We start from the raw sequence: 23650 nt of genomic DNA on the forward strand, positions 1-23650 counted from the left end.
CTTAGAACCGATTCAGGGAGTAAAGACCCGAGATTAAAACTCCGCCAGCAATAGGCCATTGCAGTTTTATCCAGCATTCACGGGCGATCGTCACTTTTAGCTTACACACGCTCTAGGCTCGGGCTTACGGGCAGGCTAGTCTTGGCAGATCAGAGTGAGGATCTTCAATGATTGCAGGTATTTCTTCGCGCACACCCCAGCAGGCGCTGGCCGCTTTGCTGGACCGTTACGCGCCTTCGCGCCTGTTGTTGATCGGCGCCAGCGAGTTCCCGGCACTTGAGGCCTTCAAGCTCGCGCACCCCGACAGCTGCGTGGCGCACGCGGCACCCGGGCCATTGCCGGAGGAACTGGCGGCACGCCGGTTTGACCTGGCGTTGGTGGTCGATTGCCTTGAGCACTTGCCCAAGCGCGATGGCCTGAATTTGCTTGGCGGCATCCGCAACCTCAACGCCAGCCGCATCGCGGTACTGGCCGACTTGCCCGCCAGCGGCTGGCAGGAAACGGATTTCTTCTCTCTGGCGCTGCAAGCCAGCGAGCGTTTTCAACGCGACGATCAGGTGCTGACCCTGTTCACCTACGATCTGCTTGAATACAAGCAAGTCCCCGACTGGCTCAACTCGAAGTTCTGGGCCAATCCGGAAAACTTCGGGAAATACTGGTGGTAACGCAATGAGTACATCCATTTGCCCTTGCGGCAGCGGCACGCTGCTCGATGCCTGCTGCGGTCATTACCATGCCGGCCACCCGGCACCTTGCGCCGAAGCCCTGATGCGTTCGCGCTACAGCGCTTATGTGTTGGGCCTGATCGATTATCTGGTGGCGACCACCCTGCCCGCTCAACAGGCCGGCCTCGATCGACAATCGATCAGTGACTGGAGCGCCCAAAGCACCTGGCTTGGCCTGGACGTGGAAAGCTCGGAAGTGCTCGGCGGCCAGCCGGAACACGCCTTCGTCACCTTCACCGCGCGTTGGCACGATGACAGCGGCGAGCACAGTCATCGTGAGCGCTCCTCCTTCGTGCAGAACGCCGGCCGCTGGTACTTCATCGACCCCACCGTGCCGCTCGACGTCGGACGCAACGACGCCTGTCCTTGTGCCAGCGGGCAGAAATTCAAGAAGTGCTGTTCGGGGTATTTCGGGGCGTGAGCCGATGCGCCAAAAAATTGCAGCCTTCGCCAACGCTGGCAGCGTCTGAAGAGGAGTTGGCGAAGGCTGCAATCTTTTAACGACTAGACTGGGGCTCAAGGAAGAGGAACGACCATGATCACCCGGCGACTCGCAAACTGTTTGTTCATCCTGGCTCTTTGTCTGGGGCTCGGCGGCTGCGCATCCTGGTTCAGCAGCGATGAACCGGACCCCGAAGTGCATCTGGTCAAGGTTGAAGTGGTGCGAGCCAAGCTGATGGAACAGCGCTTCGTGCTGCACTTTCGCATCGATAACCGCAACGACAGCGAACTGACCGTGCGAGGCCTGGAGTATCGCGTCCATCTGGGCGGCATCCTGCTGGCCGAGGGCGAACATGAACACTGGATCACGGTGAACCCGAAAAGTAGCCGTTTCTACAAAGTCCCGATCCGCACCAACCTGTGGCCCAACATGAAGGGCCTGGTCAAACAGCTGAAAAACTCCCCGCAGGGCATTCCCTATCGTCTGGAAGGTGAGATGGAAACCGGTTTATTCATCGCCCATTACGTGCACCTGGCGCGTAATGGCGTAATAATCCCCGCCGATCTAATTCCGGAGTAACCCCGATGACCCAGCAACCCCATGTCCATGGCCCAGACTGCAACCACGATCATGACCACCACGATCATGATCACGACCATGGCCATGTCCACGGCCCGCACTGCAACCACGCCCCTCAGGAGCCAGTACGAAACGCCCTGAAAGACGTCGGCCGCAACGACCCTTGCCCTTGCGGCAACGGCAAGAAATTCAAGAAGTGCCACGGCGCTTGATGATTCGGGCGCAACTGCTCTGCGCCTGATAGACCGCTATCGCGAGCAGGCTCGCTCCCACATTGGTTTTGTGCACGACACAGATTTAACTGTGGGAGCGAGCCTGCTCGCGATGAGGCCCGCAAAGTCACCATCAATTCAGAATTTGTGCCGTACTGACCACCGTCGCATATTCACCATGCAGGTTCCCCAGCGACATCCCGTGCACCTCCTCGGCTGATCGGGCATTTCCAAAGAAATCAGCCTTGTCGAAGGTGAAGCACGCATCCTCCGCCACCCAGGTATCAAATCCCAGGTTGCCCGCCGTGCGAGCCGTGGATTCCACCGAGTTGTGAGTGGCAACGCCCACGATGATCAACTGCTCGATCCCCGCTTCGCGCAACCATGCCTCCAACCCTGTCGAACAAAACGCATCCGGCACCTGCTTTTGAATCAGTTGCTCGCCAGACAATGGCGCAAACCGCTCCTGAAACTCCACCCCTGACTGCTGCGGCCAGAACACCGAATCTTCCGAGCGGGACAAGTGCTGTACATGCACGATCGGCCGCCCGCTGCGGCGCCAATGCGCCAACAGTTCAAGGATTCGCTCCTCAGCCTGGGGATTATTCCGGCGACCGAGCCTGGGGTGCAGGATGCCTTTCTGCTGGTCGATGATGATCAGTGCCGCGTTTGACTTGAGCTCCATGCCGGTGTTTCTCCATCACGATTGCTTGAAAACTGAAAAGATCGCAGCCTTCGGCAGCGCCTACAAGTGTCCGCCAATCAATGCAGGAGCTGCCGAAGGCTGCGATCTTTTTTGTATATCAGACAAATCCTGAAATAACCTCGTCCCCCGCTTGCGCGGCCACCGCCCGCTCACTAACGTAGCGGCTTTATTGCGCCCCCACCCCCGCAGGAGCTTTGCCATGGCCTCGCCAGCCCTTACACATTTTCTACCCCGGTTCGGCGTTGCCGCTGCAGTGGCGGGGGTTTTGAGCCTGACCGGTTGTCAGAGCTTCAATGCCCAGGACACCCTTCCCCCCACGACCGGCGTGCAGCCGCTCAAGGGTCTGGCGCAGAACGTTTCGGTGCGGCGCAATGCCATGGGCGTACCGCTGATCGAAAGCAGCAGCTTCCATGACGCGTTGTTCACCCTCGGCTACGTGCACGCCAGCGACCGCATCACGCAAATGCTCACCCTGCGCCTGCTGGCCCAGGGGCGCCTGGCGGAAATGCAAGGCGCCGACCTGCTCGATGCCGACCGCTACATGCGAGCCGTCAACCTGAAGAAAAGCGCCGGCGAGCTGTACAAGGCATCGTCCCCTCGCCTCAAGCGTTTCTTCGAGGTCTACGCCCGTGGGGTCAACGCCTACCTGTTCCGCTACCGCGACAAACTGCCGGCCGACCTCGCCGCCAGCGGTTACAAGCCTGAATACTGGCAACCGGAAGACTCGGCGCTGATTTTCTGCCTGCTCAATTTCAGCCAGTCGGCCAACCTGCCCGAAGAAATTTCCTCGCTGGTGCTGGCCCAGACGGTCACCACCGACAAGCTGCCATGGCTGACCCCTTCCGCCCCGGATGAAAAACTGCCGCTGGCCGAAAGTGAAAAGCTCCAGGGCATCAAGCTCACGGGACAAGTGCCGGGGCTGGCCGAGATCAGCAAAGCCACCAGCCAGCTGTCTGAGCTGAATCTGCTGGGCGCCACTTCATCGAACAACTGGGCCATCGCCCCGCAACGCAGCCGCAGCGGCAAGAGCCTGTTGGCCAGCGACAGCCATGGCCCGATGGGTGTGCCGTCGTTGTTCAGCTACGTGCAAATTCGCACCACGAAATATCAGGCGTCCGGCGTGACCATCGCCGGGTTGCCAATGGTCCTTGGCGGTTTCAACGGCAAGGTCGCCTGGAGCATGACCACTGTCATGGGCGACAACCAGGACCTGTTCCTGGAGAAAATCAAACGCCAGGGCAACGGCCTGGCCTACGAAACCAACGGCAAATGGACGCCTGCGATCGTTCGCAACGAAACCTATTTCGTCAAAGGCCAGCGGCCGATTCGCGAAGCGGTGTACGAAACCGCCCATGGCCCGTTGCTCAACAGCGCCCAAGGCCTGGCCCAGGGCAGCGGTTTCGGCCTGGCCTTGCAGACACCGAACTTCACCGACGACAAAACCCTCGACGCGTTTTTCGATCTGTCCCGGGCGCAGAACGTCGAACGCGCTTCGGACGCCAGCCGCGAGATTCGCGCCATCGCCTTGAACCTGGTCTTCGCCGATGCCAGCAACATTGGCTGGCAGGTCACCGGCCGCTACCCGAATCGCCGTGAAGGCGAAGGCTTGCTGCCTTCACCGGGCTGGGACGGTCGCTACGATTGGGACGGTTACGCCGACCCGATGCTGCACCCTTACGATCAGGACCCGGCCCAGGGCTGGCTCGGCACCGCCAACCAGCGCGTCATTCCCCACGGCTACGGCATGCAGTTGTCCAATTCCTGGTCGGCTCCGGAACGTGGCGAGCGCATGGCGGAACTGGCGGGCGCGGGCAAACATGACACCCGCAGCCTGATCGCCATGCAATACGACCAGACCACCACCTTCGCCGCCAAGCTGAAGAAAATGTTCGAAGCACCGGGCATGGCGCAACCGCTCAAGAAAGCCATCGACGCCTTGCCGGCGGCCGAACGCGACAAGGCGCGCGAAGCCTTTACCCGCTTGATGGCATTCGACGGCAAGCTCAACGCGACCTCCGCCGACGCAGCGGTCTACGAACTGTTCCTGCAAGAGAGCACGAAACAGATTTTCCTCGACGAACTGGGCCCGGAGAGCAGCCCGGCGTGGAAAGCCTTCATCGCCAACGGCAAATTGTCGTACGCCGCCCAGGCCGATCACTTGCTCGGCCGTGAGGACAGCCCGTTCTGGGATGACCTGCGCACCCCGCAGAAAGAAGACAAACCGGCCATCCTCGCCCGCAGCCTGGCAGCGGCGATCAGCGCCGGCGACAGTCAGTTGGGCGGCAGCCACAACGCCTGGCAGTGGGGCAAGCTGCACCGCTACGAATGGAAGAACAGCAGTGGCCAGACAGTGCGCGGGCCGCTACCGGCCGGTGGCGATCACACCACGCTCAACACCGCTGCGTTCGCCTGGGGCCAGGACTTCAACACGACGCTGGTGCCAGCGATGCGCTTCATCGTCGACTTCGGCCAGGCCGAACCGCTGACGGGCCAGATCGCCACCGGCCAGTCCGGCAACCCGGCCAGCCCTTACTACCTGAACAGCATCGACCCGTGGCTCAAGGGGCAATACATGAGCCTGCCGATGCAGCCGCAGAACTTTGACCGGATTTACGGCACCAAGCGCCTGACCCTGACACCGGGTAAATAAGAACCACCGCAAAACCCTGTGGGAGCGAGCCTGCTCGCGATTACGGAGGATCAGTCGAAATCAAAGTCGACTGACACACCGCTATCGCGAGCAGGCTCGCTCCCACCCAAAACAGTGCAGGCTTTTCACGGCGCCCATTTTCGTGCACTAATCCCATCCGGCAATTTCCTGAAAACCTTTTAAACGCTTGTTCGGCACTCTGGTTCGGAAATTGCTACCTTCATTAAGTCTTACGCTTACCAGTAACAATAATTCTGCGCCACAAGCGCTCATATTGGTTCTTAGGGATTGAATAATGAAAAAAGCATTGCTGACCCTGTCTGCACTGGCATTGTGCGTAGCTGCTGGCTCTGCGCTGGCGAAGGAATACAAGGAATTGCGCTTCGGTGTTGACCCTTCCTACGCTCCGTTCGAGTCGAAAGCGGCCGACGGCAGCCTGGTAGGCTTCGATATCGATCTGGGCAACGCAATCTGCGCCGAGCTGAAGGTCAAGTGCAAATGGGTCGAAAGCGACTTCGACGGCATGATTCCTGGCCTGAAGGCCAATAAATTCGACGGCGTGATCTCTTCGATGACCGTCACCCCGGCCCGCGAAAAAGTCATCGACTTCTCCAGCGAGCTGTTCTCCGGCCCTACCGCCTACGTGTTCAAGAAAGGTTCTGGCGTCACTGAAGACCCGGCCTCGCTCAAGGGCAAAACCGTCGGCTACGAGCAAGGCACCATTCAGGAAGCCTATGCCAAGGCCGTTCTGGACAAGGCTGGCGTGAAAACCCAGGCGTACGCCAACCAGGATCAGGTCTACGCTGACTTGACTTCCGGTCGTCTCGACGCCGGCATCCAGGACATGCTGCAAGCCGAACTGGGCTTCCTGAAGTCCCCACAAGGTGCCGACTACGATGTCAGCAAGCCAGTCGACAACGCATTGCTGCCAGCCAAAACCGCCGTCGGCATTAAGAAAGGTAACACCGAGCTGAAAGCGCTTTTGGATAAAGGTATCAAAGCGTTACACGATGATGGCACCTACGCCACCATTCAGAAGAAACACTTTGGCGATCTGAATCTGTACAGCGGCAAATAATGCCCGGCGCCCATCTCGCGATGGGCGCTTTTTTCTTTCGATCAGGTTGCTGATTTATGTTCGAAAACCTCTTACAAAATCTGGGGCTCTCAGCCTTCAGCCTCCAGGGCTTCGGTCCGCTGCTGATGGAAGGCACCTGGATGACCATCAAATTATCGGCGATGTCGCTGCTGGTGGCCGTGTTGCTCGGCCTGCTCGGCGCCAGTGCCAAGCTGTCAAAAGTCAAACTGCTGCGCCTGCCTGCCCAGTGCTACACCACGCTGATTCGCGGCGTGCCGGACCTGGTGCTGATGCTGCTGATCTTCTACAGCCTGCAAACCTGGCTGACGTCGCTCACCGATTACATGGAATGGGAATACATCGAGATTGACCCGTTCGCCGCTGGCGTCATTACCCTGGGCTTCATTTACGGCGCGTACTTTACCGAAACCTTCCGCGGCGCCATCCTCGCCGTGCCTCGCGGCCAGGTCGAAGCGGCCACCGCCTACGGCCTCAAACGCGGCCAGCGTTTCCGGATTGTGGTGTTCCCGCAGATGATGCGTTTTGCCCTGCCGGGTATCGGGAACAACTGGATGGTGATGCTCAAGGCTACCGCGCTGGTGTCGATTATCGGCCTCGCCGACCTGGTCAAGGCTGCCCAGGATGCCGGCAAAAGCAGTTATCAATTGTTTTACTTCCTGGTAATCGCCGCCTTGATCTACCTGGTGATCACCAGTGCCTCCAACGTCATTCTGCGCTGGCTTGAGCGCCGCTACGCAGCCGGCACACGGGAGGCCGTACGATGATTGAGCTCCTGCAGGAATACTGGAAAGCTTTCCTTTACACCGACGGCCAGAACATCACCGGCCTGGCCATGACCATGTGGCTGCTCAGCGCGTCGATTTTCTTCGGCTTCATCGTCTCGATTCCGCTGTCCATCGCCCGGGTCTCGCCGCACTTCTACATTCGCTGGCCGGTGCAGTTCTACACCTATCTGTTCCGCGGCACGCCACTCTATATCCAGCTGCTGATCTGCTACACCGGCATCTACAGCCTGGCCGCAGTGCGCGCGCAACCGCTGCTCGACAGCTTCTTCCGCGACGCGATGAACTGCACCATCCTGGCGTTCGCCCTGAACACCTGCGCCTACACCACGGAGATTTTCGCCGGGGCTATCCGCAGCATGGCCCACGGTGAAGTCGAAGCGGCCAAAGCCTATGGCCTGACCGGCTGGAAACTGTATGCCTACGTGATCATGCCTTCGGCACTGCGCCGTTCGTTGCCTTACTACAGCAACGAAGTGATCCTGATGCTGCATTCGACCACCGTCGCCTTCACCGCGACCATTCCGGACATCCTGAAAGTGGCTCGGGACGCCAACTCGGCGACCTTCCTGACTTTCCAGTCGTTCGGCATCGCCGCGCTGATCTACCTGAGCGTCACCTTTGCGCTGGTCGGCCTGTTCCGCCTCGCCGAACGCCGCTGGCTGGCCTTCCTCGGGCCGACCCACTAGGACCAATCCTGTTTCAGGGAACAAGAGATGCGCCACCAGATTCATGACCTGCTGTCCCCTCTGCCGGGGACCGCACGACAGATCCACAGCTTCCACTTCGGGCCAACGTCAGCGCCTACCGTTACAAGCGCCCGGGGCAAAATCTACATTCAGTCGTCCCTTCACGCCGATGAAATGCCCGGCATGCTGGTGGCCTGGCACCTCAAGCAACGCTTGACGGAGCTGGAAGCCGCCGGCCGCCTGCGCAGTGAAATCGTGCTGGTCCCGGTCGCCAATCCGGTCGGCCTGGAACAGGTGCTGATGGATGTGCCGCTGGGCCGCTACGAGCTGGAAAGCGGGCAGAACTTCAACCGCTGGTTCGTCGATCTGAGCGAAGAAGTCGGCAACGAGATCGAAGGCCAGCTCGGCGACGATCCGCAACACAATCTGCAACTGATCCGCAACAGCCTGCGCCAGGCCCTGGCACGGCAGACCGCCAGCACCCAGCTACAATCCCAGCGCCTGACCCTGCAACGGCTGGCCTGCGATGCCGACATGGTGCTGGACCTGCATTGCGATTTCGAAGCGGTCGCCCACCTGTACACCACCCCCGAAGCCTGGTCGCAGGTCGAACCGCTGGCGCGCTACATCGGTGCTGAAGCCAGCCTGCTGGCCACCGACTCCGGCGGCCAGTCGTTCGACGAATGCTTCACCTTGCTGTGGTGGCAATTGAAGGAGCGCTTCGGCGAGGACTTCGATATTCCGCTGGGGAGCTTTTCCGTCACCGTCGAACTGCGTGGCCAGGGCGACGTCAATCACCCGCTGGCCAGCCTCGACAGCCAGGCGCTGATCGATTACCTGACCCACTACGGCGCGATCGCAGGCGAACCGGCGCCATTGCCCGAGCTGCCCTACCCGGCCACCCCGCTGGCCGGCGTCGAGCCCGTCGCCACGCCGGTCGGCGGCTTGCTGGTGTTCACCGCGTTGCCGGGGGAATACCTGGAAGCCGGACAACTGATCGCCGAAATCATCGACCCCATTTCCGACAGCGTCACACCGGTCCGTTGCACCGCCAGCGGCCTGATGTACGCCCGCTCGCTGCGGCGCATGGCCACCGCCGGCATGGTGATCGCCCACGTCGCGGGCGCCGAAGCCTATCGCAGCGGCTACCTACTTTCGCCTTGAGGATGCTTGTTACATGTACAAACTGACCATTGAAGACCTGCATAAAAGCTATGGCGATCATGAGGTGCTCAAGGGTGTTTCGCTCAAGGCCAACACCGGCGACGTCATCAGCCTGATCGGCGCCAGCGGCTCGGGCAAAAGTACCTTCCTGCGCTGCATCAACTTTCTCGAACAACCCAACGACGGTGCGATGAGCCTCGACGGCCAGTCGATCCGCATGATCAAGGATCGCCATGGCATGCATGTCGCCGATCCCGATGAACTGCAACGGATCCGCACCCGCCTGGCCATGGTGTTCCAGCATTTCAACCTGTGGAGCCACATGACCGTGCTGGAGAACATCACCATGGCGCCACGCCGGGTGCTGGGCTGCAGCAAGCAGGAAGCCGAAGACCGTGCCCGCCGCTACCTGGACAAGGTCGGCCTGCCGGCCCGGGTGGCCGATCAGTACCCGGCGTTCCTGTCCGGCGGCCAGCAGCAGCGTGTTGCGATCGCCCGGGCGCTGGCCATGGAGCCGGAAGTCATGCTGTTCGACGAACCGACGTCGGCGCTGGACCCGGAGCTGGTCGGTGAAGTGCTCAAGGTGATCCAGGGCCTGGCCGAAGAAGGCCGGACCATGATCATGGTGACCCACGAAATGAGCTTCGCGCGCAAAGTGTCGAGCCAGGTGCTGTTCCTGCATCAGGGCCGGGTGGAAGAAGAAGGCGCGCCGGAAGACGTACTGGGTAATCCGAAGAGCGAGCGCCTGAAGCAATTCCTCAGCGGTAACCTCAAGTAACCGTCAAACCTTGTAGGAGCGAGCCTGCTCGCGAAGAACGTTAACGAAGACGAGTATTCCCTGGAAATACCCGTTGCCCTTACGTTCATCGCGAGCAGGCTCGCTCCTACAGCAATGGTGTTTTTTGGCGAAAATCAGACCACAGGCGCAGGAGGCGGCTCATCCGGCAGGGTGGGCTCACCAGGCTCGGTTGGCTGTTCATTGGGGGTATCGGGATCCGGCTGGCCAGGGATGCCCCCTGACATGCTGATCGGTGGGTGTGCCAACAAGGACCAGGCCAAAACGCCAACCTGATTGGGCTCAAGCCTTGCCAGTTCGGCACTTATTTTCGGGTCGATCTTCATAAAGCACTCCTGAGCGATGGCCCGACCCGCCTTGCGCGGACCGGAGCAGTACACTCCATAGAGTGTACGCTCGCCCAGGAATTCCCCGGTTTTGTCAGACGGCTGACTCAGGTCCGAGGCAGGGTCACGCCGCGCTGGCCCTGGTACTTGCCACCACGATCCTTGTAGGAAACTTCACACTCTTCGTCAGACTCAAGGAACAGCATCTGCGCCACGCCTTCGTTGGCGTAGATCTTCGCCGGCAGGTTGGTGGTGTTCGAGAATTCCAGGGTCACGTGCCCTTCCCACTCCGGCTCAAGCGGGGTGACGTTGACGATGATGCCGCAGCGGGCGTAGGTGCTCTTGCCCAGGCAGATGGTCAGTACGTTGCGTGGAATACGGAAGTACTCGACGGTGCTGGCCAGGGCGAAGGAGTTCGGCGGGATGATGCAGACGTCGCTATGGATGTCGACGAAGCTGCCGGCATCGAAGTTCTTCGGGTCGACGATGGCCGAATTGATGTTGGTGAACACCTTGAAATGATTGGTGCAACGAACGTCGTAGCCGTAACTCGACACGCCGTAGGAGATCACACGGCTATCGTCGCTGCCGCGCATCTGGCGTTCCACGAAGGGCTCGATCATGCCGTGCTCTTGCGCCATGCGGCGAATCCACTTGTCCGATTTGATGCTCATGGCAGTGTCCTGAAATAGCGAGGTGGAAAAAACTGTCCGGCATATTACCGGGCTGCGCCCCCGGGTTCAAAGCGCCGGGCACAATTCTCGACGATCACGCACGATTTACGGACCTTCGAAGCAATACGACGCACCGTCGATCATGAAAACCGAGAAACCTTCGCATGAAGCATTGGCACGTTCCGGAAAAAGGGTTAAGGTGGCGCCACTGTGTTGCTTGTGTCACTGAGAATCTCTGCACGATATGTTGAATTTCGATCCAACCATCTACAAGAATTTTTCCTGCTCTTTGCACTCAGTCTCGGCCAGGGTTCTTCCTGAGTCGCAGTTATCTTTGTTCAAGGAGTTACACCATGTCTAATCGCCAAACCGGTACCGTTAAGTGGTTCAACGATGAAAAAGGCTTCGGCTTCATCACCCCACAATCCGGTGACGACCTGTTCGTTCACTTCAAAGCTATCCAATCCGACGGCTTCAAAAGCCTGAAAGAAGGCCAACAGGTTTCTTTCATCGCTACTCGCGGTCAGAAAGGCATGCAAGCTGAAGAAGTACAAGTTATCTAACTTGTCCTTGCTTTAGTAAAAAGCCCCGCCCTCAACAGCGGGGCTTTTTTGTGCCCGTGTGTTTTTTTTTGCAGGCACAAAAAAGATCGCAGCCTGCGGCAGCTCCTACATGGATTGACGTACGCCTTGTAGGAGCTGCCGCAGACTGCGATCTTTTTAGGTTTTACCAAGTCACGCCAAACCCTGCGGTGTAGCGGGTCTTGTCCAGATCGGCATCGTCGGTGCCACTGATGATATCGCGCTCGGCCTTGAGATTGAGCGAAGCCCAGTCCGTCACCTTGTAGCGCAGGCCCACCTCCGAATCCAGCGCATATTCGGCCACGCCGGACAGCGGCTTGCCCACTTCGCCATTGGTGAAGAACTCCACCCTCTTGCCTATCAGGTAGCGGTTGTAGTCCCACTTCATGGCCACGGAATAGAAGTTTTCCTTGCTGCCATCGGCGAACTGATAGTCGGTGTGGTTGACCAGCGAACCAAGCGAGAACGCGCCGAGTTCGTCATCCCAGAACTGGTAGCCGGGACCGGTACCGACGGTGCGCTGGCGGGACAGGTCTTCAACCTTGTCGCGCTTGTAGACCAGCCGACCTTGCCAGAACCATTTATCCGTCAGGAAGCGATCAAGGGAATACTCGGCCCGCCAATTGTCGGTGGTCACCACATCGTCCTGGAATTCGCGGTTGTATTCGCCTTCCGCGGTATGCCGCCAGCGGCCGTGACGGGCCGTGGTCTTGAAGTCGATGTCGTAGTCGTCGGTGTCCTTGTCGGCCCGCTGGTAATCAAGGGCCGCATCAATATTGCCCTTCCACACCAGATCCTCGACCACCGGCTTGGGCTTGAGGATCTGCTGGACACTCGCCAGCTCGACAGTCTTCGGCGCATCGCCGTTGGCCAAGGTCACCTTGCCGTCTTCGGCGGCCTGCAGCGACTTGGCCTTCTCACCGGTATAGGCGTCCTGCTTGACCAGCAGCTCCTGATCACTCTCCAGTGTCTTGACCTGTTTCCAGTCGATCGGGACCGCTCCGGCGTATTCGGTCTGGACCAGCAATTTGCCACCATCGAACAGGATGATCTTGCCGCTCAACTTGTCACCGTTCTTCAGCCAGACGGTATCGGCAAGCAAGGGAGTGGAAGCACTGATAACAGCGAGGCACAGCAGTGTTCTGGACAACATAAGCAAAAACAGACTCGGTTTGCGAAAAAGTCGGCATTATCCGGGGAATAAAGCCCTGGCTACGACTGACCCGGCTATTTCTGTTGAGTTCATTTCTCATCTCGTGATCCACGATTTACTCTACAAACGGTAATGCGCTTTTTCAGGAACACTTTTTTCGGAAGCCTGGACGTGAACGAACCCACCGATGAAACCGAGAGCCCGGCACAAATCCGACGCACGGCGCTCTACCTGACCCTCGCGCAAGTGCCCGAAGGCAAGGTGGTGAGCTATGGTCAGTTGGCAGAACTCGCAGGACTGGGTCGCGCGGCCCGCTGGGTTGGACGGACGCTGAGCCAACTGCCCGGCGACAGTAAGTTGCCCTGGCACCGCGTGCTAGGGGCCGGCGGCCGCATCAGCCTGCCCGCAGGCAGCCCGTCCGGGGACGAACAACGCGCTCGATTGCGTATGGAGGGCATCAGTATCCTGAATAATCGTGTTGATATTCGGCGCCATGGGTGGCGCCCGGTAGAGCACAGCGGTTAGAGTGCGCGCTTTGTTTTCGTATTTCTTGAGGCAGACTCCAGCCCATGCCCCGTAAAACCTGGCGCGCCGCGCTTGCTGCCTATGCCAGCCCCTCGACGCTCGTACTGTTGCTGCTGGGTTTCGCTGCCGGCTTGCCCTACATGCTGGTGTTCTCGACGCTTTCTGTCTGGCTGCGCGAAGCCGGTGTGGCTCGCGAAACCATCGGTTATGCAAGCCTTATCGGTCTGGCTTACGCCTTCAAATGGGTCTGGTCACCGCTGCTCGACCAATGGCGCCTGCCGTTTCTCGGCAAGCTGGGACGACGACGTTCGTGGCTGGTGCTGTCCCAGGGCCTGGTGATCCTCGGCCTGGTCGGCATGGGTTTCTGCGACCCGCAAAAGCATCTCTCCTGGCTGATCGCCATTGCGGTGGTCGTCGCCTTCGCTTCAGCAACGCAAGACATTGCAGTCGACGCCTACCGCCTGGAAATCGCCGAGGACAACCGCCAGGCGGCCCTGGCCGCGAGCTACATGTCCGGCTATCGAATCGCGGCGCTGCTGGCCACCGCTGGCGCCCTGTATTTTGCCGAGGGCTTCGGCTCGACCGGTTTCAACTATCAACACTCCGCATGGGCCGGCACCTACATACTGTTCGGTGTCCTGATGGTTCCGGCGTTGTTGACCAGCCTGTTCATGCGCGAACCGCCGGTGCCACTGCGCACCCAACTGCAGGCCGGGCGCTACAGCTTCGTGCACCAGCTGGCCTCGGTTTTCGTACTGATTGTGTTGCTGGTGTCCGTACCGGCCATGTTCACCCAGCTCTACAACACCGATTTCGCCAGCGTGCTGTTCGACGGCGTGAGCCTGCTCGACCTGCTGCTCCAGGACCGCGCCTTCCTGCGCGCGATCCTCTACATCACGCTGACCGTGCTGTGCCTGTCATCCATGGGACGCCGCGGCCTGGCACCGGTCCTGACTCCGGTCAATGACTTCATTCTGCGTTACCGCTGGCAAGCACTGCTGCTGCTCGGCCTGATCGCGACATACCGGATGTCCGATACGGTCATGGGCGTGATGGCGAACGTGTTTTACATCGATCAGGGCTTCACCAAGGACCAGATCGCCAGCGTCAGCAAAATCTTCGGCCTGATCATGACCCTGGTCGGTGCCGGCATGGGCGGCCTGCTGATCGTGCGCTTCGGCATCCTGCCGATCCTGTTCATCGGCGGCGCCGCATCGGCGGGCACCAACATACTGTTCCTGATGCTGGCCGACATGGGCCCCAACCTGAAGATGCTGATCCTCACCATCTCCCTGGATAACTTCAGCTCGGGCCTGGCCACTTCGGCGTTCGTCGCCTACCTGTCGAGCCTGACCAACCTCAAGTTCTCCGCCACCCAATACGCCCTGCTCAGCTCGATCATGCTCTTGCTGCCACGGCTGATCGGCGGCTATTCGGGGGTCATGGTGGAGAAGTTCGGCTATCACCAGTTCTTCCTGATCACCGCCCTGCTGGGTGTTCCTACCCTGGTCCTGATCGCCCTGCACTGGTTCCAGGAAAGCCGCCGCGAAGGTCCGAAACCGACGCCGGAGCCTATTCCCACCCAGGTCGCGGAAGAATCGTAAAAGCGCTCGCGGATTGCATCCGCAGCAAACACGGAATAGGGCGTAGCGATATCCGCCCTCTTCCATACCACCGACCGCACGCCTGTACGACAGCGGATCTCGCCCGTACAATGCTCCGTCATTTCTCGTCATCAGCAATCGATAACGGCCAACCATGCGCACCAGTCAATTTTTGCTCGCCACACAGAAAGAAACGCCTTCCGACGCGGTCGTGATCAGCCATCAGCTGATGCTGCGCGCCGGCATGATCCGCAAACTCGCCTCGGGCCTGTACACCTGGCTGCCGATGGGCTTGCGAGTGATGCGCAAGGTCGAAGCCGTCGTTCGTGAAGAAATGAACGCCGCCGGCTCGCTCGAGGTGTTGATGCCGAGCACTCAACCGGCTGAACTGTGGCAGGAATCCGGTCGCTGGGAAGAGTACGGCCCTGAATTGCTGCGCTTCAAGGACCGCCATGGTCGCGATTTCTGCGCCGGCCCGACCCACGAAGAAGTCATCACCGATCTGATGCGCAACGAGTTGAGCAGCTACAAGCAGCTGCCAATCAACCTGTACCAGATCCAGACCAAATTCCGTGACGAGATCCGCCCACGCTTCGGTTTGATGCGCGGCCGCGAATTCATCATGAAGGACGCCTATTCGTTCCACGCTGACCAGGCATCGCTGCAGGTCACCTACGACCGCATGCACCAGGCCTACTGCAACGTATTCACCCGCCTGGGCCTGAAATTCCGTCCGGTTGAAGCCGACAACGGCTCGATCGGCGGTGCCGGCTCCCACGAATTCCACGTTCTGGCCGAATCCGGCGAAGACGATATCGTCTTCAGCAACGGCTCCGACTACGCGGCGAACATCGAGAAGGCGGAAGCCGTACCGCGCGAGACTTCCCGTCCTGCACCGACTGAAGAGCTGCGCCTGGTCGACACACCGGACACCAAGACCATTGCCGCGCTGGTGGAAAAATTCAATCTGCCGATTGAAAAGACCATCAAGACCCTGATCGTGCACGCCGAAGAAGAAGGCAAGCTGATTGCCCTGATCATCCGTGGCGACCACGAACTGAACGAAATCAAGGCGGCCAACCAGCCTGGCGTTGCCAGCCCGCTGGTCATGGCCAGCGATGCCGAACTGCGTGACGCCATCGGCGCTGGCGCCGGCTCCCTCGGCCCGCTGAACCTGCCGCTGCCGATCATCATCGACCGCTCCGTCGAGCTGATGAGCGACTTCGGCATCGGTGCCAACATCGACGACAAGCACTACTTCGGCGTGAACTGGGAGCGTGACCTGCCGGTTCCGACCGTTGCCGACCTGCGTAACGTGGTCAGCGGCGACCCTAGCCCGGATGGCAAGGGCACCCTGGAAATCAAGCGCGGCATCGAAGTCGGACACATCTTCCAGCTGGGCAACAAGTACAGCAAGGCGATGAAGTGCGAAGTGCTGGGCGAGAACGGCAAGCCGGTAACCCTGGAAATGGGCTGCTACGGCATTGGCGTTTCCCGCGTGGTCGCCGCTGCCATCGAGCAGAACAGCGACGACAAAGGCATCATCTGGAGTGACACCCTGGCGCCGTTCCAGATCGCCCTGGTACCACTGCGCTACGAAACCGATCTGGTTCGCGAAGCCACCGACAAGCTGTATGCAGAGCTGACCGCTGCCGGCTTCGAAGTACTGCTGGACGACCGCGACAAGAAAACCAGCCCGGGCATCAAGTTCGCGGACATGGAGCTGATCGGCATTCCTCACCGGATTGTGGTCAGCGACCGCGGCCTCGCCGAAGGCAACCTGGAATACAAGAGCCGTACCGAAGCCGAGCCGCAAGCGCTGCCGGTTGCCGACGTACTGTCGTTCCTTCAGGCCCGTATCCGCCGCTGAAACCAGATAGAGACGTCATGTTCAAGCGAAACACCTTAGGCCTCGGTGGTGCCGCCCTGTGCGGCACCCTGCTGGTCAGCGGCTGTGCCAATCACATGTCACAACGCAGCGAGCACGAGGAACGTGTCGAGCGCAAACTGCTTGATCACAGCCTGCAGATCGATGTCGGTGAGCCCAAGGTGCTTGAGCTGCCGCAACGTCGGGTGAAAATCCAGGAGCAGAAGACTTTCGAAGTCACCGAGTACGAAGTCACGCGCCATTACGATCGCTATACGCCCTACCAACCCTGGCGGGAGATCTACGAGATCCCGCTGGGCGCGGTGGCCGTGGTGGGCGGCATCGGCGCGAACGTGGTCAACGTGTTCGCCTTGGGCAACCTTCCCGATAGCATGACCAAGGACTGGTTCAACTATGGCTTCGCCGGGCTCAATCCGTTCATGAACGTGCAGTCTCACGGTCGTGCGCAGCAGAACCTGGCGGGGATCGACGAAGTCCAGCGCGACAAGCGCACCGAATACTCGAGCCTGCCCTGGAGCGAGCGTCCGGTGGAGGTCAAGGCCGGAAAGGAAACCTTCGAGCTGAGTACCGACAAGAATGGCGTCCTGCGCCTGAACCTGCTGGACAGTCCCTTCGCCGAATACGACCTGAATCATCTGAGCACACTGCAGATCCGCGTCGAGAACCCTACGGATGAGGTGCACACCGATTCGTCCCTGGCCCTCAGCAGCAAGCTGCGCAGCAAATTGCTCGAAGCTCATGGACTGATTTACGACGATCTGGAAGACGACGAAGTGAGCCAGTGGGTACACCGGGTCAAACGTCTGTCGGAGCTGGGCCTGGAAGAAGAAGCCAGCGAGCTGGAACAGAGCCTGATCGAACTGACCCGCAACGATCCTGAACTGCAGACCGAATTCCTCAAGTCCCTGACCAAGGACGCCGGGCGTTTGGTGGCGGATCCGGGGCCGAATTAAAGCCTGAAAGCATCGCGAGCAAGCTCGCTCCCACAAGGACGATGCAGTACCTGTGGGAGCGAGCTTGCTCGCGATGGGGCCTTCACATTCACCACCGTATCGAAACCTGCTCTAGCGCTCAAACAACTCCATCTGCTCAAAACCGCCCCGCAAATCCTCCAGTCTCACCCCCACCCCCAGCAACCGCACCGGCTTGCCTCCACGATTGAAAGCCTGGGTCAGCAGCAGCTGATAACTGCCCAAATCCCGCCCTGCTCCGGCCTGCTCCAATGTGGTCTGGGTGAAATCATGAAACTTTACTTTGACGAACGGCTTTCCCGGCCTGTAGCTGCTGTCGATCCGCGCCATGCGACCGGCCAGGGTATCGAGCAGCTCGGGTAATTTGTTGAGGCAACTCACCAGGTCCGGCAGGTCGACGTCATAGGTGTTTTCGACGCTGATCGACTGTCGGCGACTGTCGTTGTGCACCTGACGGTCGTCGATACCACGGGCCAGGCTCCAGAGCCGCTCGCCAAAACTGCCGAACTCACGCACCAGAGCCAATTTGTCCCACTGGCGCAGTTGCGCACAATCGGTGATACCGAGCTTGCCCAACTTGTCGGCGGTGACTTTGCCGACCCCGTGCAGCTTGCTCACAGGCAAACCGCTGACGAAGTCCTCGACCTGATCCGGCGTAATGACGAACAGGCCGTTGGGCTTTCTCCAGTCGCTGGCGATCTTGGCTAGAAACTTGTTGGGGGCCACGCCGGCCGAAACAGTGATGTGCAGCTGATTCGACACACGCCGTCGGATGTCCTGGGCGATGCGCGTGGCGCTACCGCCGAAATGGGCGCTGTCCGACACATCAAGGTAAGCCTCGTCGAGGGAGAGCGGCTCGATGATGTCGGTGTAGTCGCGAAAGATCGTATGAATTTCCCTGGACGCTTCTCTATAGGCATCCATACGCGGCTTGACGATGGTCAGGTCCGGACACAGCTTCAACGCATGCCCGGAAGACATGGCCGAACGCACGCCATAAGCGCGCGCCTCATAATTGCAGGTCGCAATCACGCCTCGGCGATCCGCAGCCCCGCCCACCGCCAGCGGTTTTCCGGCCAGTCGCGGGTCGTCACGCATCTCGATGGCGGCATAGAAGCAGTCACAATCCACGTGGATGATTTTTCGCTGGCTCATATCAAAGCGGTATTCGGAGGAAGAAAAGGCGAAAGGCCGTGTCAGGTCGGGAGTATCTCACTGACACCTGTATATAGCACCAGTAGTCTGCATGTTCTCCGATGGCCGTAGGAAAATGCACCTGGAAAATTTAATTTCTCAATCAAAAATGACCCGCTAATAGAGCCGCAGCCCTTGCCGGGCTTGCCTATCAGGCCGATCGATAAGCGCTGCAAAGAGCTAACCGATTGAACCTGAAGAGGTTTTATCGCCATTGAAGGTTGACACCCTGCCATTCCTCTGTAGAATGCCGCCACACAGACGCGGGATGGAGCAGTCTGGTAGCTCGTCGGGCTCATAACCCGAAGGTCGTCGGTTCAAATCCGGCTCCCGCAACCAAACATCAAAAAAGGCTACTCGAAAGAGTGGCCTTTTTTGTGCGCGTCTGTTTTTGCCCAGACCCTTTTGAGCTGGAACAACGGGAAGAATGGATGCTATTGGCGGAATGAGAATCCGTTCAGATTCCGAAACTTAAGCCGGCCCTGCGACCGCTCGCCGCACTTTTCCGTTTATTTGACCTGGTTCGAGATTAACGGTTGACACCCCGGCGTATCTCTATAGAATGCCGCCTCACAGACGCGGGATGGAGCAGCCTGGTAGCTCGTCGGGCTCATAACCCGAAGGTCGTCGGTTCAAATCCGGCTCCCGCAACCAAACATCAGAAAAGGCTACTCGAAAGAGTGGCCTTTTTTGTGTCTGTTGAAAAAGTCCTTTCGCAACAATGATCTGTCACTGTGTCGCCAATCATTGGTGGTCACCGAAGCGCCGAGTTCAGACTATGCTGAAATCGCGGCCGAACACCCCACGACTGATGATTCGCCATCGCCGAGACTCGGTGATAGGCGTTAATATTTGTGATTATTTTTTTCTACAGGGATTGGTAACTTGGCTGGATACCTCCATCCTGTCGCGCACAATCCAAGAGGTGATTGATGCGCGCCAACACGTCTGATGTACAAGACACTGCTACTGCAACGCAACCGATCAAGGCTGAACGGTTGCGCTTGCTTGATCGTATCAGCAAGTACCGACAGCCCATCGGCCTGGCGGTTACCCTGCTGTTGTTTGCCATCGCGCTGATTGCCTGTCGTCACCTGCTGAGCGAACTGGATCTGGATGCGCTGCACGACTCGATCCTCGAAGTCCCCAAACCCGCCCTGCTCGGTGCGCTGGGCGCGACCGTGGCCGGATTCATCATTCTGCTGGGCTACGAATGGTCGGCCAGCCGCTACGCCGGCGTGACGCTGGCTCCACGCACACTGGCACTGGGCGGCTTTACTGCTTTCGCGATCGGTAATGCCATCGGCCTTTCGATGCTCTCCGGTGGTTCGGTTCGTTATCGTCTATATGCACGTCATGGCCTGGGGGCTACCGAAGTCGCCCACATGACGCTGTTCGCCAGTCTCTCGCTCGGATGCGCCCTACCGCCTCTGGCCGCACTGGCAACCCTGAGCAACCTGCCCGGCGCCTCTGTGGCACTGGGCCTCTCGGAAACCTTGCTGGGCACCATCGCAGCCGCCGTGCTGCTGCTGTCCACCGTACTCGCGGTGGGTATCTATCGCCGACGCCTGCCGGAGCAACCTTATGCCGACAACCTGCTGGTCAAGGTCGGCCGCCGCACGTTGCGCCTGCCGGGGCGCCGCCTGACCTTCCTGCAACTGGTGATTACCGCGCTGGACGTGGCGGCCGCCGCTACCGTCCTCTATCTGTTGCTGCCGGAAGCACCGCCCTTCGGTGCGTTTCTGCTGGTGTACCTGCTGGCGCTGGCCGCTGGCGTGCTCAGCCACGTACCGGGTGGTGTCGGGGTGTTCGAGGCCATTCTGCTCGCCGCCTTTTCCGACACCCTCGGCGCCGCGCCCCTGGCGGCCGCCCTGCTGCTTTATCGCCTGATTTATGTCGTGCTTCCCATGCTGGTGGCCTGCCTGTTGTTGCTGATCAACGAAGGTCAACGCCTGTTCCAGACGCGCCAGACCCTGCGCGCCGCCTCGGGCCTGGCTGCACCGATCCTTGCAGTGCTGGTGTTCCTGTCTGGCGTGGTGCTGCTGTTTTCCGGCGCGACTCCGGAAATCGACACCCGCCTGGAGCACATCGGCTTTCTGATTCCCCATCGCCTGGTCGACGCCTCGCACTTCGGCGCCAGCCTGATCGGCGTGCTTTGCCTGCTGCTGGCCCAGGGCCTGCGGCGCCGTCTGTCGGCAGCGTGGATGCTGACCACCATTCTGTTGCTGGTAGGCGCCCTGCTCTCCCTGCTCAAGGGCTTCGACTGGGAAGAAGCCACCCTGATGACCCTGACCGCCGCCTTGCTGGGGGTTTTCCGGACTTCATTCTATCGCCCCAGCCGCCTGACCGAACTGCCGTTTTCACCGCTGTATCTGGTGGCCAGTCTTTGCGTGCTGGCCGCTTCGATCTGGCTGCTGCTGTTTGCCTATCAGGACGTTCCCTACAGCCATCAACTGTGGTGGCAATTCACCCTCGATGCCGACGCCCCCCGTGGCCTGCGCTCGCTGCTGGGTGCCGCAGTGCTGCTGGTGGTGGTATCCCTGACCTGGCTGCTGCGCACTGCGCGCCCGGTGATCCACTTGCCGACGCCCGACGAACTGGAGCGCGCGCACAAAATCCTCATGGCTTCGGCGCAACCCGACGGCGGCCTGTCGCTGACCGGTGACAAGGCCCTGCTGTTTCACCCCAACGACGAAGCGTTCCTGATGTACGCCCGCCGTGGCCGCAGCCTGGTGGCGCTGTATGACCCGATCGGTCCTGGCCAGCAACGGGCGGAAATGATCTGGCAGTTCCGCGACCTGTGCGACATCCACCATGCACGCCCCGTGTTCTATCAAGTCCGCGCCGAGAACCTGCCCTATTACATGGACATCGGCCTGACCGCGATCAAGCTCGGTGAAGAAGCCCGTGTCGATCTGCAGCGTTTTGATCTCGAAGCCAAGGGCAAGGAGATGAAAGACCTGCGCTACACCTGGAACCGTGGCACCCGCGACGGCCTGTCGCTGGAGATCCATGAACCGGGCCACGCCCCGATGGATGAGCTCAAGGTAATCTCCGATGCCTGGCTGACCGGCAAGAACGTGCGCGAGAAAGGCTTCTCCCTCGGCCGATTCAGCGATGACTACCTCAAGTATTTCCGCATTGCGGTGATTCGTTTCGAAGGGCGCCCGGTGGCGTTTGCCAACCTGCTCGAGACCTATGGCCATGACTTGGCCAGCCTCGACCTGATGCGCGCGCACCCGGACGCCCCCAAGCTGACCATGGAGTTCATGATGGTCGGCCTGATCCAACACTATAAGAGTCACGGATACGCGCGCTTCAGCCTGGGCATGGTGCCATTGTCGGGGTTGCAACCCCGCCGCGGTGCACCACTGACCCAGCGCCTGGGCTCGATGGTTTTCCGCCGTGGTGAGCAGCTCTACAACTTCCAAGGCTTGCGCCGCTTCAAAGACAAATTCCAGCCTGACTGGGAACCCCGTTATATGGCCGTGCCCGCCGGACTCGATCCGCTGGTTGCCCTGGCCGACACTGCCGCCCTGATCGCGGGCGGCTTGACTGGATTGGTGAAACGCTGATGATTCAACGCTCCTTGCGCTATGTACTGGGCACGCTGGTTGTGCTGGCCCTGATTCTCGGTGGTGGCTACTGGTACCTGAAACGCCCGGCTCCGGAGCCGACCCTGGAACAACTGACCCCGGCCGACGGCACTGTGATGACCCGCGTCATCCCAGGCAACACCCCACGCGCCCAGGTGCTGGTGGCGGTCAACGAAGACCAGAAGCTCAGCGACAAACAATTGCTGACCCTGAGCCGCAGCGGCTCCGCACAGATCGTTCAGGTGATCCTGCCCAAGGATTGCCTGCTGCAAAGCCGTGCCCTGCAAACGGGCATGCGCGAACTGAAAGGCCCGGCGACGCTGGTCAGCGGTATCGGCCCTGGCGCCGTGCTGGCATGGCGTTGGTTGTCCGAACAGAAGAACGACAAGGCCCAGGCCGTTTCGGTGGACCTGGCCCTGGAAAAACCCGGCTGCACCCACCTGCTGCCGAAAAGCGCAGCCCATGGCCACTGGCTGGTGGCCTGGAACGACAACCCGGACGACACCAGCGCCGGCTTCGTGCGCGACCAGCCGAACGCCGAAACCAGTATCAGCGACTACGACATCAACCTGCCGCAAGTGCTGAACAACGAACTGCGCAAGATTCTCGTCGGTGGCGACAAGGCCGCAGGCGGCCTGCAAATTCCGGTAGTCGAAGTTCCGGCCGGCCAGGCAAAGGACACCGTGACCCTGTTCCTGTCCGGTGATGGCGGCTGGCGCGACCTGGACCGCGACGTCGCGGGCGAAATGGCCAAGATCGGCTATCCGGTGGTCGGTATCGACACCCTGCGCTACTACTGGCAACACAAGAGCCCCGAGCAAAGCGCCCTGGATCTGACCGAACTGATGCAGCACTACCGGCAGAAATGGGGCACCAAGCGCTTCATCCTCACCGGCTACTCGTTCGGCGCCGACGTACTGCCGGCCATCTACAACCGCCTGCCCGAAGCCGAGCAGCAACGGGTCGACGCAATCATCCTGCTGGCCTTCGCCCGTACCGGCAGCTTCGAAATCGAAGTCGAAGGCTGGCTGGGCAACGCCGGCAAGGAAGCCGCCACCGGTCCGGAAATGGCCAAGCTGCCGCCGGCCAAAGTGGTGTGCATCTTCGGTGAGGAAGAAATCGACGAAAGCGGTTGTACCGACAAGACAGCCGTGGGCGAAGCCATGAAGCTGCCGGGCGGCCACCACTTCGACGAGAACTACCCAGCGCTGGCCAAGCGCCTGGTGGACGTGATCGAGAAGCGTCAGGCCAAGGAGACCGAGGCTCAGGAATGATCTGAACCCGGCCCATGAAA

At 60.1% G+C, this 23650-nt stretch carries 22 protein-coding genes and 2 tRNA genes; 19 read left to right on the forward strand and 5 right to left on the reverse strand.

Annotated elements, in window-relative coordinates:
* Window positions 1-167 precede the first annotated feature (167 nt).
* From ABTV29_RS24830 to ABTV29_RS24845, 4 genes are all read left to right on the forward strand, one after another.
* On the forward strand, window positions 168-665 hold the full coding sequence (locus ABTV29_RS24830) for a DUF6231 family protein (RefSeq protein ID WP_433767246.1): 498 nt from the start codon (window positions 168-170) through the stop codon (window positions 663-665).
* A 4-nt stretch (window positions 666-669) separates the two neighbouring features.
* Entirely contained in the window at window positions 670-1146 is a 477-nt protein-coding gene (locus ABTV29_RS24835; protein WP_433767247.1) for a YchJ family protein, read from the forward strand.
* A 114-nt stretch (window positions 1147-1260) separates the two neighbouring features.
* On the forward strand, window positions 1261-1746 hold the full coding sequence (locus tag ABTV29_RS24840; RefSeq protein ID WP_433767248.1) for an LEA type 2 family protein: 486 nt from the start codon (window positions 1261-1263) through the stop codon (window positions 1744-1746).
* Between the two features lie 5 nt (window positions 1747-1751).
* Entirely contained in the window at window positions 1752-1958 is a 207-nt protein-coding gene (locus tag ABTV29_RS24845; protein ID WP_110966731.1) for an SEC-C metal-binding domain-containing protein, read from the forward strand.
* Window positions 1959-2091: 133 nt separating this feature from the next.
* On the opposite strand, the gene ABTV29_RS24850 is transcribed toward ABTV29_RS24845, so the two are convergent.
* Window positions 2092-2643, reverse strand: coding sequence for a cysteine hydrolase family protein (locus ABTV29_RS24850; RefSeq protein WP_433767249.1), 552 nt, complete (start codon window positions 2641-2643; stop codon window positions 2092-2094).
* A 220-nt stretch (window positions 2644-2863) separates the two neighbouring features.
* On the opposite strand from ABTV29_RS24850, the gene ABTV29_RS24855 reads away from it, so the two are divergent.
* The 6 genes from ABTV29_RS24855 (at window position 2864) to ABTV29_RS24880 (ending at window position 9826) form a co-directional block, all read left to right on the forward strand.
* Complete coding sequence (locus ABTV29_RS24855; RefSeq protein WP_433767250.1) at window positions 2864-5314, forward strand: penicillin acylase family protein; 2451 nt, start codon at window positions 2864-2866, stop codon at window positions 5312-5314.
* Window positions 5315-5609: 295 nt separating this feature from the next.
* Window positions 5610-6392: a transporter substrate-binding domain-containing protein gene (locus tag ABTV29_RS24860; RefSeq protein WP_433767251.1), complete on the forward strand. Its 783-nt coding sequence runs from the start codon at window positions 5610-5612 to the stop codon at window positions 6390-6392.
* Between the two features lie 56 nt (window positions 6393-6448).
* A complete protein-coding gene (locus ABTV29_RS24865; RefSeq protein ID WP_433767252.1) occupies window positions 6449-7177 on the forward strand; it encodes an ABC transporter permease in 729 nt (242 codons plus the stop codon).
* Window positions 7174-7884 (forward strand): ABC transporter permease, encoded by a 711-nt coding sequence (locus ABTV29_RS24870; protein WP_433767253.1) that lies wholly within the window; start codon window positions 7174-7176, stop codon window positions 7882-7884. Before ABTV29_RS24865 ends, ABTV29_RS24870 begins: the two co-directional genes overlap by 4 nt.
* A gap of 27 nt (window positions 7885-7911) precedes the next feature.
* A complete protein-coding gene (locus ABTV29_RS24875; RefSeq protein ID WP_433767254.1) occupies window positions 7912-9048 on the forward strand; it encodes a succinylglutamate desuccinylase/aspartoacylase family protein in 1137 nt (378 codons plus the stop codon).
* Window positions 9049-9061: 13 nt separating this feature from the next.
* Complete coding sequence (locus tag ABTV29_RS24880) at window positions 9062-9826, forward strand: ABC transporter ATP-binding protein (protein ID WP_433767255.1); 765 nt, start codon at window positions 9062-9064, stop codon at window positions 9824-9826.
* A 134-nt stretch (window positions 9827-9960) separates the two neighbouring features.
* On the opposite strand, the gene ABTV29_RS24885 is transcribed toward ABTV29_RS24880, so the two are convergent.
* Both ABTV29_RS24885 and dcd read right to left on the reverse strand, forming a co-directional pair.
* Complete coding sequence (locus ABTV29_RS24885) at window positions 9961-10170, reverse strand: hypothetical protein (protein WP_433767256.1); 210 nt, start codon at window positions 10168-10170, stop codon at window positions 9961-9963.
* A gap of 107 nt (window positions 10171-10277) precedes the next feature.
* The gene (gene dcd, locus ABTV29_RS24890; protein ID WP_007940589.1) at window positions 10278-10844 is read right to left on the reverse strand and encodes a dCTP deaminase; all 567 of its coding nucleotides are present in this window, start codon (window positions 10842-10844) and stop codon (window positions 10278-10280) included.
* 353 nt (window positions 10845-11197) lie between these two features.
* Between dcd and ABTV29_RS24895 the strand changes: the two genes are divergently transcribed.
* Window positions 11198-11407, forward strand: coding sequence for a cold-shock protein (locus tag ABTV29_RS24895; protein WP_002554837.1), 210 nt, complete (start codon window positions 11198-11200; stop codon window positions 11405-11407).
* Window positions 11408-11570: 163 nt separating this feature from the next.
* Here ABTV29_RS24895 and ABTV29_RS24900 read toward each other — a convergent pair whose 3' ends face one another.
* On the reverse strand, window positions 11571-12578 hold the full coding sequence (locus ABTV29_RS24900) for a DUF481 domain-containing protein (protein WP_433767257.1): 1008 nt from the start codon (window positions 12576-12578) through the stop codon (window positions 11571-11573).
* Window positions 12579-12749: 171 nt separating this feature from the next.
* On the opposite strand from ABTV29_RS24900, the gene ABTV29_RS24905 reads away from it, so the two are divergent.
* The 4 genes from ABTV29_RS24905 to ABTV29_RS24920 all read left to right on the forward strand — a co-directional run bounded on the left by ABTV29_RS24905 (window position 12750) and on the right by ABTV29_RS24920 (window position 17548).
* Window positions 12750-13103, forward strand: a complete 354-nt coding sequence (locus ABTV29_RS24905; protein ID WP_433767258.1) for an MGMT family protein — start codon at window positions 12750-12752, stop codon at window positions 13101-13103.
* A gap of 44 nt (window positions 13104-13147) precedes the next feature.
* Window positions 13148-14707: an AmpG family muropeptide MFS transporter gene (locus ABTV29_RS24910; protein ID WP_433767259.1), complete on the forward strand. Its 1560-nt coding sequence runs from the start codon at window positions 13148-13150 to the stop codon at window positions 14705-14707.
* Between the two features lie 154 nt (window positions 14708-14861).
* Entirely contained in the window at window positions 14862-16577 is a 1716-nt protein-coding gene (locus tag ABTV29_RS24915) for a proline--tRNA ligase (RefSeq protein WP_433767260.1), read from the forward strand.
* Window positions 16578-16594: 17 nt separating this feature from the next.
* A complete protein-coding gene (locus tag ABTV29_RS24920) occupies window positions 16595-17548 on the forward strand; it encodes a hypothetical protein (RefSeq protein ID WP_433767261.1) in 954 nt (317 codons plus the stop codon).
* A 111-nt stretch (window positions 17549-17659) separates the two neighbouring features.
* On the opposite strand, the gene dinB is transcribed toward ABTV29_RS24920, so the two are convergent.
* On the reverse strand, window positions 17660-18721 hold the full coding sequence (gene dinB / locus ABTV29_RS24925) for a DNA polymerase IV (RefSeq protein WP_433767262.1): 1062 nt from the start codon (window positions 18719-18721) through the stop codon (window positions 17660-17662).
* A gap of 301 nt (window positions 18722-19022) precedes the next feature.
* On the opposite strand from dinB, the gene ABTV29_RS24930 reads away from it, so the two are divergent.
* The 4 genes from ABTV29_RS24930 to ABTV29_RS24945 all read left to right on the forward strand — a co-directional run bounded on the left by ABTV29_RS24930 (window position 19023) and on the right by ABTV29_RS24945 (window position 23630).
* Window positions 19023-19099: transfer RNA gene (locus tag ABTV29_RS24930), tRNA-Met, on the forward strand.
* Between the two features lie 238 nt (window positions 19100-19337).
* Window positions 19338-19414 (forward strand) — tRNA-Met (locus tag ABTV29_RS24935).
* Between the two features lie 278 nt (window positions 19415-19692).
* Entirely contained in the window at window positions 19693-22335 is a 2643-nt protein-coding gene (mprF, locus tag ABTV29_RS24940) for a bifunctional lysylphosphatidylglycerol flippase/synthetase MprF (RefSeq protein ID WP_433767263.1), read from the forward strand.
* Window positions 22335-23630 (forward strand): AcvB/VirJ family lysyl-phosphatidylglycerol hydrolase, encoded by a 1296-nt coding sequence (locus ABTV29_RS24945; RefSeq protein WP_433767264.1) that lies wholly within the window; start codon window positions 22335-22337, stop codon window positions 23628-23630. Before mprF ends, ABTV29_RS24945 begins: the two co-directional genes overlap by 1 nt.
* Window positions 23631-23650: the final 20 nt, after the last annotated feature.

It is taken from the genome of Pseudomonas putida (genome assembly GCF_050989985.1).
Lineage (GTDB): Bacteria > Pseudomonadota > Gammaproteobacteria > Pseudomonadales > Pseudomonadaceae > Aquipseudomonas > Aquipseudomonas putida_AI.